Below are 13,588 nucleotides of genomic sequence, written 5' to 3'. Positions count from 1 at the left end.
TCACCTCATGTCGTCAGGGAACTTGCCGTCGTAACGACGGAATAATCTCAACGCCCTCTCCAAGCATCTCCAGTCCAAAATGTGGATTCTCCTGCATTTCATGTACGCTTCTCCGCCCTTGGGGAGACTCATATTGGAAATCCAATGTCAGCGTTTTTCCCGATTCCACACGAACAGTTTTTTCCAAATAGGTTTTCATACCAGGGTGCCAGACAGTCACTTGATATTCTCCTGCGGGTATATCGCGAATTTCGTAGGCTCCATCCTCTTTGGAAATCGAATAATAGGGATTATCCACCACTAATCCCCATGAAAACATATAGGGATGAAAACCACATTGCATGACAAAAACATCCCGTCCTTTTCGCAAATGAATTTTTTCAATCATCGGTTTTCCGGGCAGATGGGTATGGACGTTTTTTCCAAACATCCCAACCACATTATGAAAGGGGTTCATGGGCAATGGACGATTAAACAAGACCCTGGCCCCACGTTCTCTGGCCGTTTCATATCCCTGGATATCATGTTCTACCGGATCCATATTGATCACGGTTATTTCATCCTGGTCCTTTAACACATTGACAAATGGTAAAAAATCACAATCAATGGCTTCAACCTCTACCTTTGGCAAAGAAAACGGTTTGCCTTTTTCTACCCCTTTTACCATCACCACCGCATCCTTAAGCGACCCCTGAGGCCCAATAATAAAATCCTCAACAATGCGCCACCCAGTTCCGGTAGAAATTCTTCCACAATATACGGCATCCGGGATCGTGACGAGATTAAACGCCATCGGCCTTGGGCGTTCCCCATGAATGCGAACATGGCCTTGAATTGCCCCTCCATTGCTGACCGGGCTCTCCTGATAGGCCAACCCCATGGATGACACATTCATCAGGAAGATCACGATCACCATGACCCTCATCATCATTCCAATTCCCTCCTTCCTATCACTGCCCACAAATAAATAGCTATGTGTAATATCTGTCTGCTTCCCCAAGATACTATGAGCGGGAAACACCAGGCATCACATGCTACGACACGCTTAAGCCTTTAAAAGGTTTATCCGAACAACACAAAAGAGATGGAGTATTCTTCTTGTATGAAACCACTCTTCTCATGTCACCCTACCACATTTGGGTCATCGGAATTTCAACTCTCAGCCTTTTGCTAACTCAAACCCTTTGAAACTCGCACAGTCCACATGTCCGGGAGAAAAGGTTTTACAAGAATCAATAATTGTGTGAGAAGGAATGAAAGCCAGCTCAGAAACAAGAATACATCCACTTCTTACATTCAAGGAGTCGGGATCGAATGGGTAAGATCATCTTTCAATCCAGCAGCACACCGAAAGCCCAGCCAGTTGGCCTGTGTCTCAGGAGCGGTTCCATTGCGCTGGGCGGTCCGTACGGTCGGAGTACTGTCCATCCAGCCACCTCCACGAAATACCCGATGTTCACCGGTAGACGGGCCTTGAGGATTCCGGTCCGGAGCCGTCCGATAATAGTCCGGATCGTACCAATCGTTCACCCATTCTGCGACATTCCCTGCCATCTGGAACACGTTATAGGGACTGATACCGATTTCATACTTATCAACAGAGATAATAGGTGGATAAAGAAGCAACCGCTCGGGACGATCACGGACCGGACCGGATATGCCCGATCTCCCAAAATTGGCCCGCGTCAGACCTGCCGGCGTATTTCCCCACGGATAAATTCGTCCATCCGTTCCCCTGGCCGCTTTTTCCCATTCTGCTTCCGTAGGGAGCCGCTTGCCGGCCCACCGGCAATAGGCAGCAGCTTCATACCAGGTGACATGCATCACGGGATGATGGGCCATACTCTCCTGAAAGTTTCCCCCGTCAAATTTCCAATCCGGCAATGGAGGACGGCCCGTGTCCACGACAAAACGCAAATATTCCAAAGCCGTGACTTCATAGGCATCAATCTCAAAAGCATCCAGATACACCTGGCGTTGAGGCATCTCAGGCCGGTAGGCCTTCCTATCAATTTTCTTATTACTTCCCATCGTAAACCAACCGGCTGGAATCACCACTTTCTTTTCTTTGGTAGGCCATTGCGTCCGCTGCAAAGCCAATTTTTTGCCCTCCTCCGTCCACTCCGGCCGTATGTCAGAGACGTCCAGTGCCCACGCTGTCATCCCGGACGTGAGGGTAAACCCGACGACCATCAAGCCCATTACCACAAGATACTTCCTGCTTTGTCTTTCGCGCATAGACTTCCTCCAAATTAATCCGACGACTAAGACGCCACTGATGGAAAAATTGGAGAATTCACCATCCCAACGACAAGCGCTGGTTTCCTCGTGTCGTTCTGGAGGAAGGCATTTCCTGGGAACCCCAATATTTGTGTTTCAGTTTGGTCATTTAATGGACCAAATCGTAGCTTCACCTTTCAGTGAGGTCAAGGCGTCCGAGACAACCACCCAATCTGCCTTTACTCATGGACTGAACCGGTTTAGTCCGTAGTCAGTAGGATTCAAAAATGGATAAGTACGATGGATTATCCGAATATTCCATATACGAGAAAATCTTCCTATATAAATATTATAACAATTGATCGGATGCCATTTTCAAATTTCCTCAAAATGGAACTTGAGTTACCTGGCTTTAGAAAACTGAAGACGTCCGTTTTAATAAACCTAAATAAAAAAAATGGGGGATTCTTGCGAATCCCCCATTCGTAAAACCTTAATGGTGAAAGTGGCTATTTGGCTGCCACCGGCAACACCCGGCCAGTCTCCACCACGTCGATCGAAGCTTGCTTCACATCACTGGCGCCCCCTTCCAGAGGCAGGATCCGTTGGTCATTTTTAGGTAGGACCCTTAAATAACCCCACTGACCCGATTGGGAGTAAGGCAGGCGCTGATTATTCCAGACATAATCTGCGGCAAGCATATCACGCCCTCCAGCGGACGGAATAAACACATCGAGCGTTTCCGAACCAGCGAATTCGACCACACTGATTTCGTCGGCTCCCGGCATGAAGGGTTCAATCGGCCATTCATGCTTTTCCACACTAAACATCCCGTTTTGCTCGCTGCTGGCACCGAACACATGGATCCTCACAGGATCTCCTGCATGTGCGTGGATAATCGGAGTAACCGGATCTTGTGGATTATCCACCTCACAGGGTTGGAACATGCGTCCAAGTGTACAACCGGCCTCTTCTCTATGAAGATAGGGTTCAGAGCGATAATTGACCCCTGTCAACCCGGCCACATTCTGAACATACGGCATAAAGCTGGTACCGATAATGTTGTCTTCATCTTGAAAGAGTAAAGCTACATCACGATAATTTCGGCGGTGTTCTTGGCCAGGAATGGTCTGATCAACAATCACATCCGCTTCCCAGCTATTTTTAAGGGAAATATCCGCACCGGTCTTTGGATCCCGGTATTGCGACCCTTTCGGCCCGATGATGACTGCCCCGAACAAGCCGTTTCGCGGGTTTAACATCACATTTCCCCAATCCCATACCAGAGATGAAATCTCCCCGTTAAAAGGATCAGCATAATAGGTATACGTCTTTGATTCACCTGGGGCAATCGTTTGATCCCCTGGATTATTTCCGACGTTGGCCCCCAAAGAATCTTGCGGATTAAAGGCCAATGAAATGGCCGAGAACGAAGCCCGGCTCTCTTTCATTTTATTTTTGAGATTCACTTTGATGCAATCTCCCACGTTTGCCCGAATAGTCAATGGCATCGGATGGTAATCCCCTGCCACTTTAGTGACTTCATCTTCAAGAACGTAGATTTTGCCCTCAGGGTTTCTCAGCTCGATGGTTCTTTCAAAGTCGATCTCAATGGATTCCTCAGCATTAGGATTAAAACTCATCCCTGGGAAGTCCATCGCGACCACGTTAAATGACTTTACCGGAGCCTCTTCGGGACATACAGGAAGAGGCTTTGGAATCTCATTTCGACCTGAATACCCTGCTGGGAGCGGTTTCAGATCCGCAGTCTCCTTATCCAACACACGTAAGATTCCCCATGCCCCCTCTGAGAATTTTGAAGACCGTCCATTAAAATGGATATAGTCTCCAGGCTGCAGACGAGGACCGCCTGCCTTTGGAACCACTAAATCATATCGCTCGGCAATACCAATATGCATGGAATTTTTCCTATTGGCATCCCCGGCATATCGCTCACTCAAAAATGTGTGTCCTGAAATGGTCCAGGTCATCGTTTCATTCATGAGGGTATGCAATAGACGGAATACCACGGTATCTCCCAGGTACGCCCGCAATAATGGCGTATCGGGATCGCCGTGTTCAGCGCTGCTGAATATTTTTGAAGCATCGGGATTCACAGCCAAACGTTGGGCAATGGGTTCTGCCCTGAAATTGAGGCCGCTTCCCGTCGTATGCGTCCCTCCGTTGAGGAAGGGCATTGGGGTCATGAGAATTTTTTCAGGCATCATAAATGACACCGTTTTCCCCGCCTCTAAGGCTACCTCGACCGGCTGCCCAGGCGGATTCCCAGCGGTCACTATGTTGACCGTATGCGGAACTGTATCATGCACTTGGATAACCATTTCCCGGAAGCTATTATCTACACCATAGCCGACCGGCTCCACTGTATGGATGTCCGCAATAGGACCACTCCTGACCAGTTTCCCGGTCTTTGGATCATGATAAGTTGATCCCACCGGTTCCACCACTAATGTGCCAAATCCACCATGTGGCCATGTGGTGGCCCCAAAGGCATGGTCATGCCAAAACACCGTTCCCACATCCGCATCCGCCCACAGTCGTGACCGCACAAATTCTACCGTCACAATATCCCCCACGGGATGATCATGCTGCAGTGGTCGAACAAAAGTAATAGTATCGCCTTTTATTGATTTGATGCGACGAATCTCGTTGCCTTTGACATTATCGGCACCGACCAGCAATTCCGTATTGACATGATATTGCTTAGCGTTTTTAACCTTAATACTGGAATCACCTTTTTTGGCCTTAGCTGTGAACACGCTATTCATGGGCACAGGCAGGCCCTTTTTCGTTTTCTTCTCCAGCATGGTAAACGGACGGACCGACTGTTCGTAGGAAAAACCGGTAATCACTCCATCCGATGCCTGGTTATCGAATTGAAGGAAATGAGGATGAATGTTGATTTTAGAAGATTGAAAATTTGTAAAGTCGTCATCCAACCATTCGCTGGTCAGGGTATAGTCTACACAGTCATAAATATTGGCACGAAACACCAACGGCAATTTTTTGTCGTTATTTTTTCGTACTTCCTCTTCCTCTTCATGGAGGACGTAAATCAATCCGTAGGGGTCAATGACAGGAGCTTCCTTACCCTGGGCCCCGGCCATTTCAATAGGGGTATTAATGAAATGAATGTTGTAATATTTTCGTCCGGCATTCTCCGGACACAAACTCCACCGGCCATTTTCTCCAGGCTTAGCTGGCTCGGAGGTTCGTAGACCATTTTCATCCTGATGAATCATTTCCAACCATGGGGCTGGATTGTGATTGGGTGGGAACATGACCCGTTTACCGAAATGTGGAGTCAAATGCGGCCATGATACCTTCCCCGTCCTTGGCTCAAAAAGAATTGGGCGCCGTTTTCCTGGGGTGGACGAATGGTATTTCGGGTTCTCGATTGTGCTTTCTTTCTCAGACATGGCTTTATTACCATCCCAGGCCCAATCCAAAACCGTCGCATCATAAGAAATAATTTGGCCCTTTTCGTCATCTTTATGACCGGGTTTCCCTTGGGCCGGTAACTGAATTTCCACCCATTCTTTAATATTCACGACCGCCGGATTCGATTTCCAATTGGTCTTTCCCTTTTCCACGATGGTGAATGTTTTCCCAAACCAATCAACGGTTTTACCAATCAATTGATCGGAAGTGACACCCACCTGCATCCGCCCTTTTCTATCAGGCAATTCCCTGAGGTTTGGCATGACATCCGTACGGTTGTCGTCTGTCTGCATGGTGTTATATACCCGCCAATACCCCCACATTCCTGCAACGTAATGATGAGCGACATGGCAGTGAAACAAGAAGTCACCCGCCAGTTGTTGGCATAGGCCAGATCCACATTCCGTCTCCAAATCCAACGCTTCTGATGGCCCAATCACTTCTACATCAACCCGGTCGGTCTTTGTCCTGATAACCGGATATTTAACCGGGCCATTTTTCGCGGCATGCCACATGGGCATTTGATCAATCGCCCTCGGGCTTCTTGGCCATCGGATCGTCCCGCCATGTGGATGGTGGGAATGGAATACCTCAGACCCTCCATGAACCAACCTGAACTTCGCAGGATCCCCAAGATAGGATCGGGGAATTGTCGTCGGTGCATCACCAAAGGTGTAAGAACTATATCCCATAGATTCGTCTTCAAACCCGAAGTATTCGTGCTGCACATGCATGTTGTTGATACCAAATGGCTCACTCCGGTAATTAAGAGCTCGAGCCCCAGGCCGATAGGCATCGGTGAGAGGATCCCGTTGGGGTAAGAAGTCACCATGTTTGTTTACCGGACGAAACGCTTCGTCACCCACCTCATGATAAATCAACACGAACTCACGAAAATCAGGTCCCGTTCCATTTTTGATTATGGCTTGCCACCCACTGGCCATCGGGGTTGGGTCTCCGTTTCCCAACGGATTCAAATATTCGGAACCATGCGGTTCAACCACGAATGTCCCCATAAGACCCATGACCGTCAATTCCCGATCATTACTAAATGTATGAAATTGGCGACCGCCCTCCTGGGTGTCCGGATGAATGTACCATTCCATCTCTACGACTTCCCCCTCTTCAGCGACCGTGTCGCGATTGGTTGTCGTAGCAGGCTGCCCAGTCTTGCTGATAACCATATTCGAACCATGGATGTGAAGACTGGCCTCTTCACCAAACTCAAGTTGGTTTCGGAGGGTGAATTTCACACAATCTCCTTGATTTCCTCTGATCACCAGAGGTTGAATCCATTGATCCTGAAGACCGTTCGTGACCGCGCCCGGGTCACCATGGCCATCCACCTCTCTCGCTTCAGCATTCTTGGCTTCCTCCTCCCGCACCTTATCGATATTTTCGGTCAGCACATACATATAGCCAGGATAGTAATCAAGCCATTGATTGAGAGTAATCTCGGCATTAATGGCCGAAATATCATATTCCCTGACAGGGGCAGTTGAAGGACAATTTCCACCACTCGCTGCAACAGGCTCCACATTTCGATCAGATGCCAAAAGTAAATCCTGGCCTCCAGCCCCATATTGGTGCATATTGGTCATCGTGTTGTAAAAACCGGTAGCTGTATGGTCAGCATGTTGAGCGCCAGACTCGTTTTCCATTCTCAGCATGATCCGATCATGTTGGCGTTCCACCATGGCCGCTCGGTTCGGTCGGCCTTCCTTGGTGTCCTCCATAATGGTCTGGCCCTTCAAACGCTCCGCCCATTCAGGTGACTCTTGATGAACCATCCCCGTGCTATGAATAACTTTGTCCTGATTTTCTTCAGCCAGGAGGATTCCCCCTGACAAAAAACTGGACCCCCCGACTAACAATCCAATGGAAAGTGTGGTGATCGCTTTCCTAGATTTCATGTGAAACATGGACCGGCCTCCTTAAGGTGAAATAAGCTGACAAACCGAAGACTTATTCTACAAATCAAACAGTCAAAAATATTCCATGAAAATGTTGGGAAGCGCAAAAGGTAATCCAATCGATTGAGGCTGTCAAGTCTGAAAGATATGAGTTTGATTTCATTGCATTTATCACAACTACCATAAAAAATGACATCCCAGAAATGGATGTGGGAAATAGGCCAATTGTCACCAATTAACAGCTATTAATTCACTTTAGCCTTTTTGAAATTGATTTAAAAAAGCTACGGCAGAGTGAGCCCTGCAACATAGGAGGAAAACTCTTTTTGAAGATCAGTGGAAATGGGGCCTGGCCTTCCATCCTGTATGAGTTGTTCATTCACCTGAATAACAGGCAAAACCTCAATTGTTGTGCCTACGAGAAAGACTTCGTCAGATTGCAGGAACTCTGAAATAGGAATTGGTCGAAATTGGACGTCCAAGCCTTTTGCCTGAGCTAACGTTGCCACCTGTTGCTGTGTCACACCAGCCAGGACTAAATGATTCCTTTCCGGAGTAATAAGCACGCCATTTTTCACCACAAAGATATTACTCGTAGCCCCCTCAGTCACCTGTCCGTCTCTCACAAAAATCCCCTCAAAGGCCTTGGCCTCACGGGCCTGTTGCTTGGCCAGAACATTCGGAAGCAAATTAAGGCTTTTAATATCACAGCGGTGCCATCGAGTATCAGGCAGGGTAATAACACTTACCCCCTGCTGAAAGACTTCAGTTGGCAATCCAACCATTTGGCGAAATGCCAAAAAGACGGTTGGTTCTCCATTAGAAGGAAAAGTATGCTCACGCGGAGCGACACCTCTGGTTACCTGAATATAGATTTTTCCTTCCTGATACCCACTCTGCTGAAGACCGGAAAGAAGGAGGCGCAGAAATTGGGGTGGTTCTAAAAAAAATTGGATCTGGGTTTCTCGGGCACTCCTAACCAGCCTATTGAAATGCTCATTCCAAAAAGCAGGAACCCCATGATAGGCACGAATCACTTCATAGATGCCATCCCCAAATAAGAATCCACGATCATCCGGAGAGACCTTAATCTCCTCCAATGGAGAAAAGAGCCCATTGAAATACCCAATATCCGGCATGCCCTAACTTCATTCAGGAAGACAGAGGGGAGACTATGACCTTGTAAATCCGTCGATCTTCTGCGGTAAACTTCCATGCCATCCTTTTACTAAACTCCAAATGATGGGTTCCGGGCTCCAACGCCCGAAATTCAAATGATCGCCGACCGGAATCTACCGCATTATTACTGACCGTTCGAAGAAACTCATCCCCCACTAATCCCAGCACTTTGGGGTCATAACTTGGCACCCATTGTTCCCCACGGGTCCGATCTTCCCATAAATGCACCATAAATGTGTCCGCCTGGAAAACCTGAATTGCTTTCGCCTGAACTTGATCTATATTCATGCACTCACCTTGCCTAAAACTTGGCTCATGTTCCGTCTGTTAAGTCCACTATTCTCCTGTTAACCAATCACGTTTTTTTAAACAAACAAACACATTTCCCTTATCAATCACCACATCATAGTTGACCACACAATAGCCTCCGCCATCTGGACCAAATCCCGAGCGAATGTCAAATTGCTGATGGTGCCACGGACAGGAAACCAGAAAACCCTTCAATCGGCCCTTTCCCAACGAGGCTCCTTGGTGTGGACAGATATCATTAATAGCAAAGCAACGATCATCTACACGAAAAATAGCCACGCTTTTCCCGTCGACTTTGAATACACGCCCCTTTCCTTTTGGAATATCCTCCAGCTTCCCAACATAAACAAATCCCTCTTTTGGACTCTGTGGTTCACATACCCTGCAGTCCATACCACGCTCAAAATCTGGATCATTCATAGCCGGTTCATCTCTATCTCTAAGAGACTAGCAATGTAAAGGTGACCTGTGCCCCTACCTGAACTTTGGCTTGGTCCACAAACCCAGCATTGGCTTCCACAATGTAGCGTGCATCCTGAGGCGGGGGCCCATACCAGGGGCATTGCCGTTCATTGCAAGGAAGGGCCTTTTCGACTATATGCACGACAATCTTGCTCTCATCAACCCAAATCACATCAACAGGAAATTGAAACTCTTTTGTCCAGACCCTGTGGAGACCGGAATTTTCAAATATATAAATCATTCCCTCACCCGGAGGGAGAACATTTCTAAACGCTAATCCAAATAAAAGCTTTTCCGGTGTATCAGCAACCTCCGCTTTCAACACCCCGCCGCTGGGAAAATTAATGTTAATGACTTGCGTCTGTTCCGGCGCATTAAACAATAGGGCACCGGAAATCAGAAACAACGCCATTACCAGAAGAAAGAGAATTCGCTTTTTACTTGGCACCCCTTTACCTTGCAGAAAAGATAACATTGTTCTAAATATATCCTTATTTTTCTAAAAAACCTTTTTGCCTCAAGCCCTGAGCATTTGCCCTAGAAGCGCTTTTCATTTTTTTGGAGATTTGCTCAAATAACACACCCACGATAAGATATCATGTAGGTTGATATGATTTCAGCCAAAATGAAGGAAGGCAAAGAGCCTTCGCACCATCTCCCCCAAGGAAAAATCTTACCTCATACATGGAGGCCTCGTATGCGCTACCTCCCAAATTTATTGCTCACGCTTACTCTAGTCCTCTTTTCCTCTACCAGCACCTCTGCATACCCATCGATTTCTGCGGCCATCGACCGGTTTGTCTCTACCCTCTACCCCAAGGGCAGCCATTACTTCTGGGTGATTAATAACACCACAACCGAGTCTCCGGAAGAAATGATTGTCGATCTCAACACCAGTGTCAGAAATTTACCGGATGATGAACCGACGGAGAGTCGGTTTTTATTATTGGTTGTCGAAGGAGAACTGCTTGCGGCTCAGAAAATCCCATTAAACGCTAACGTGGATTGTCAGAGTGACGAGGAAGTGTAGTTAATAAACGAATTCAGATATAAAAAAGCCCCATCCTCTAGAATAGGATGGGGCTTTTTTATACAAAATTGCTTCCAAGCAATAGCTACTTGGTCAGAATCAATAACTGTCCACCCAAATGGGCTGCATGTAATTGACACTTGTAGTTCAATAAATTGTTCGAGGTCACATACGTGAGATCACTCATGGGAATACCGATATATTTGGTTTCCCCAGGTGCCAAAACAAGCTTAATATGCATTGACGTTGGAGCGGCAAAAGCTGAATCAGCGGAAAGCTCAAAACCATGTTCTTTGTCCATATTGTTGGTTACTTTGAACAAAATAGGTCTTCCTGCTCTCCCACCTGTCGCAGAGGCCACAAGACTCAAGATGGATGTCGCGGGATACCAGACTTTCTTTCCACCAATTTCCATGGCATTGAACTCAAGATCAACGTCCAATTTTGTAAACGGCTGGCCCACGACTGACCCTGTTTCAAGGTCACCAATTTCCACACCACCGGACTGTAACGCAAATGCGCCTGTACTACCGACCGCAACGAAAACCGCACTTAAAAGGACGGATAGAAGCACTCTGTGCATCGCCTACCTCCTCATGAGAAGCTGTTGATAATGAAGGTTTTACCTAAGAACGCAAGCCAATTTTCTGATTTACATGGTTTAAGTTTCAACAAGAGGGTTGGTTATAGCATATGGCATTCTTCGACGCAAGAAGGTTTTTATCATTAGCAATTCCTGACGGATAAAAACAAAAAATGCTTTCTATAATCCTTAAAATTAAAGATTACTCAACCATTTTTCAATAATTTCCTTGTGATTATAAGCCTTTTCTTCCATGGTGTCTGAGTTTTTGAGACAGAAGATACTTTTTTAGATCATTTCCCTCTTAATCTCAATTGACTTTTTGTCCTCACCCAGAATCCGGCGCATGACTTTGCGTGCACTTGTAATTCATTTTTCGAACAGTGGGAATTGTGGGAACGAAAGATAATTTCAATTACATCAAAAACAGAAGGCCACAATTTCCAGTCTTACAGCACAACAGGACTAAAACCGATTCTCAAATTTCTCCATTCACCTTTTACAGTTAATAGCCCAATATGGATGAATGTCCACTCTACAAGTAAGCCCCAAAAGAAGCATCAACAATACAAAGGGATGAATAGCGTCTCCTTGACTTTCTCCTGCGACAAACCCCACTACATCGGCACCGATTATCCATGCACAAACATATTATGTTCCCGCTCCCATCCAATGGATGATTCAGGCCCATGTCCGGGTATGACGAGTGTACTTTCTTTGAGGGTGTATAAGCGTTCTCGAATCGATCGCTCAATTACCTGGCCATCTCCACCCCACAGGTCGGTTCTGCCAATTCCACCACGAAACAAGGTGTCCCCGGAAAACACCAGATTTTGCCTTTCAAAGAAAAAACATACCGACCCGGGAGTATGGCCAGGAGTATGGATCACGGTTCCTGAATAGGCACCCACACGCACATCTGATTCATCTTTAATCCAGCGGTCCGGCGGAGGGGCAGGCACATATGGGATGCTGAACATTCGGCATTGAATTTCCAGCATATCCCAAAGATCTTGATCCTGGGAATGCAAACACAGAGGTGCCCCCGTCGCTTGCTTAATATGACCGGAGGCTAAGAAATGGTCGAAATGAGCATGCGTATGCAAAATTGACGTGACGGTGAACCCCAGGGCATCAATTTCCCCGAGTATGCGCTCAGGATTTCCGCCTGGGTCCACCACAATGGCCTGCTTAGTTTCTTTGTCACCGATAATCGAACAATTACATGAAAGTGGAGGGACGGGGAAAGTTATCCGAATGAGCTGATTCATTGCGATCTCCTTAAGCGACACTGAAAAGGCAGTGGATTAAACTTGAAGCACACCTACTTTAGTGCAGATTTACACAATTTCCCATTGGAATTACAGACAATTCCCGTTCTTTAAAATACTCCTCAATATGGAAGTTTGAAATAAGAACAGTTTAAGCCTAAAATACCTAATAAAAGGTACCCATTTGATCCAACCACAACACAATCTTCCTTACACGGATATGCTGAGCCGGTGAAAACTCAAGCATTCCAGCTCTGCCCAACATCCCAGCAGAGGCCAGATATTCTCCCCTGCCCAAGAAGCAAAGCCCTATTTTTTGGCGCAGGGATGCTCATCTTTATGCTGACGGGTTGTCCCCAAAATAACTCCGGGCTTGAAGAAGAAAATATCCAGCTCAAAAAGCAGGCCATCAAACTGGAGTCGGTTATTCATTCCCTCCAAGAGGGAAACAAAGTTATGCAACAACAAATCGACTTGCTGAATCAAGAATCTAGAAAAACCGCAGAATCCTATGAATCTCAGCTACGAGATGCAGAAGTCACCCACCAGGAACAACTTCGAGACGCGCAGGCTCAAATGGCTGAATTGGCGAATAGCCCCAAAAAAGATGGAGCCAGGATTAAAACATTGGAACAGGAACACCGAAAGTTGGAAGGAGAAAACAAATGGCTCAGGAGCCAACGGGACCAGATGAGGAAGACACTGACCCTTCATCAAATTGGCGGTCAAAGTCAGGAGTTGCAGTTTCCCTTTTCCTCGGCTTCAGAAATCATAGAAGGCGCACTCACAAAAAATGGCTATTCAATACTTGCCAGCATGCAAACAGATCAAAAGGCCGTCTATATTACTGATCGCAAAACGTCTCTTCCTCCTTCGCTGGAACTATCAGGTTTTCGCAACCAATACCTCCTCTCGATTGAGAAAGGTCCTTCCGATCATACCACTATCTGGGTCCGTGCCGAATTTGAAAAACTTTCCAAAAACGGGCAGATGTTCTCAGCCCAGCAATCTGAAATCACCGACATCGAATTGCGCCTCATTCAGGAAATCCATCAAGCCCTGTCTACCGGAGCGGCAGCCCAGGCCAAGAATTTTTAATTATCTGACAAACAGAAACCCTCAATCCAGCATTCAACCAATCTGCCCAAACTCCTTCTAC

11 protein-coding genes are annotated in these 13,588 nt (G+C 46.8%); 2 read left to right on the top strand and 9 right to left on the bottom strand.

Translation table 11 applies throughout. The features are described from left to right. Positions 1–13: 13 nt before the first annotated feature. The 7 genes from ACTRXD_RS20740 to ACTRXD_RS20710 form a co-directional block, all read right to left on the bottom strand. Positions 14–931 carry a carboxypeptidase-like regulatory domain-containing protein gene (locus ACTRXD_RS20740; protein ID WP_442433680.1) on the bottom strand — a complete coding sequence of 306 codons (918 nt, stop codon included), beginning with the start codon at positions 929–931 and terminating at the stop codon, positions 14–16. 365 nt (positions 932–1,296) lie between these two features. After that, positions 1,297–2,238: a formylglycine-generating enzyme family protein gene (locus tag ACTRXD_RS20735; protein WP_442433679.1), complete on the bottom strand. Its 942-nt coding sequence runs from the start codon at positions 2,236–2,238 to the stop codon at positions 1,297–1,299. 491 nt (positions 2,239–2,729) lie between these two features. Beyond that, complete coding sequence (locus tag ACTRXD_RS20730) at positions 2,730–7,604, bottom strand: hypothetical protein (protein WP_442433678.1); 4,875 nt, start codon at positions 7,602–7,604, stop codon at positions 2,730–2,732. Positions 7,605–7,879: 275 nt separating this feature from the next. Further along, entirely contained in the window at positions 7,880–8,734 is an 855-nt protein-coding gene (locus tag ACTRXD_RS20725; protein ID WP_442433677.1) for an aminotransferase class IV, read from the bottom strand. Between the two features lie 13 nt (positions 8,735–8,747). Beyond that, the gene (locus ACTRXD_RS20720) at positions 8,748–9,062 is read right to left on the bottom strand and encodes a protease inhibitor I42 family protein (RefSeq protein WP_442433676.1); all 315 of its coding nucleotides are present in this window, start codon (positions 9,060–9,062) and stop codon (positions 8,748–8,750) included. Positions 9,063–9,110: 48 nt separating this feature from the next. After that, positions 9,111–9,503, bottom strand: coding sequence for a Rieske (2Fe-2S) protein (locus ACTRXD_RS20715; protein ID WP_442433675.1), 393 nt, complete (start codon positions 9,501–9,503; stop codon positions 9,111–9,113). 19 nt (positions 9,504–9,522) lie between these two features. Further along, positions 9,523–10,020 carry a DUF192 domain-containing protein gene (locus ACTRXD_RS20710; RefSeq protein WP_442433674.1) on the bottom strand — a complete coding sequence of 166 codons (498 nt, stop codon included), beginning with the start codon at positions 10,018–10,020 and terminating at the stop codon, positions 9,523–9,525. A gap of 222 nt (positions 10,021–10,242) precedes the next feature. Here ACTRXD_RS20710 and ACTRXD_RS20705 point away from each other — a divergent pair, with 222 nt between their 5' ends. After that, positions 10,243–10,575 carry a hypothetical protein gene (locus ACTRXD_RS20705; protein ID WP_442433673.1) on the top strand — a complete coding sequence of 111 codons (333 nt, stop codon included), beginning with the start codon at positions 10,243–10,245 and terminating at the stop codon, positions 10,573–10,575. An 85-nt stretch (positions 10,576–10,660) separates the two neighbouring features. Here the strand turns inward: ACTRXD_RS20705 and ACTRXD_RS20700 are convergent, their stop codons facing one another. Then, positions 10,661–11,158 (bottom strand): hypothetical protein, encoded by a 498-nt coding sequence (locus ACTRXD_RS20700; protein ID WP_442433672.1) that lies wholly within the window; start codon positions 11,156–11,158, stop codon positions 10,661–10,663. Between the two features lie 632 nt (positions 11,159–11,790). Beyond that, a complete protein-coding gene (locus ACTRXD_RS20695) occupies positions 11,791–12,429 on the bottom strand; it encodes an MBL fold metallo-hydrolase (RefSeq protein ID WP_442433671.1) in 639 nt (212 codons plus the stop codon). Between the two features lie 339 nt (positions 12,430–12,768). Here ACTRXD_RS20695 and ACTRXD_RS20690 point away from each other — a divergent pair, with 339 nt between their 5' ends. Further along, on the top strand, positions 12,769–13,527 hold the full coding sequence (locus ACTRXD_RS20690; protein ID WP_442433670.1) for a hypothetical protein: 759 nt from the start codon (positions 12,769–12,771) through the stop codon (positions 13,525–13,527). Positions 13,528–13,588 lie beyond the last annotated feature (61 nt).

Source organism: Nitrospira sp. T9, assembly GCF_052156535.1.
Taxonomy (GTDB): Bacteria; Nitrospirota; Nitrospiria; order Nitrospirales; family UBA8639; genus Nitrospira_E.
This window is presented reverse-complemented; position numbering and strand designations above follow the sequence as displayed.

Coding starts and splice junctions, on each gene's coding strand:
- ACTRXD_RS20705 (WP_442433673.1), top strand. CDS start 10,243: ATGCGCTACCTCCCAAATTTATTGCTCACGCTTACTCTAGTCCTCTTT.
- ACTRXD_RS20725 (WP_442433677.1), bottom strand. CDS start 8,734: ATGCCGGATATTGGGTATTTCAATGGGCTCTTTTCTCCATTGGAGGAG.
- ACTRXD_RS20720 (WP_442433676.1), bottom strand. CDS start 9,062: ATGAATATAGATCAAGTTCAGGCGAAAGCAATTCAGGTTTTCCAGGCG.
- ACTRXD_RS20730 (WP_442433678.1), bottom strand. CDS start 7,604: ATGTTTCACATGAAATCTAGGAAAGCGATCACCACACTTTCCATTGGA.
- ACTRXD_RS20695 (WP_442433671.1), bottom strand. CDS start 12,429: ATGAATCAGCTCATTCGGATAACTTTCCCCGTCCCTCCACTTTCATGT.
- ACTRXD_RS20690 (WP_442433670.1), top strand. CDS start 12,769: ATGCTGACGGGTTGTCCCCAAAATAACTCCGGGCTTGAAGAAGAAAAT.
- ACTRXD_RS20735 (WP_442433679.1), bottom strand. CDS start 2,238: ATGCGCGAAAGACAAAGCAGGAAGTATCTTGTGGTAATGGGCTTGATG.
- ACTRXD_RS20700 (WP_442433672.1), bottom strand. CDS start 11,158: ATGCACAGAGTGCTTCTATCCGTCCTTTTAAGTGCGGTTTTCGTTGCG.
- ACTRXD_RS20740 (WP_442433680.1), bottom strand. CDS start 931: ATGATGATGAGGGTCATGGTGATCGTGATCTTCCTGATGAATGTGTCA.
- ACTRXD_RS20715 (WP_442433675.1), bottom strand. CDS start 9,503: ATGAATGATCCAGATTTTGAGCGTGGTATGGACTGCAGGGTATGTGAA.
- ACTRXD_RS20710 (WP_442433674.1), bottom strand. CDS start 10,020: ATGTTATCTTTTCTGCAAGGTAAAGGGGTGCCAAGTAAAAAGCGAATT.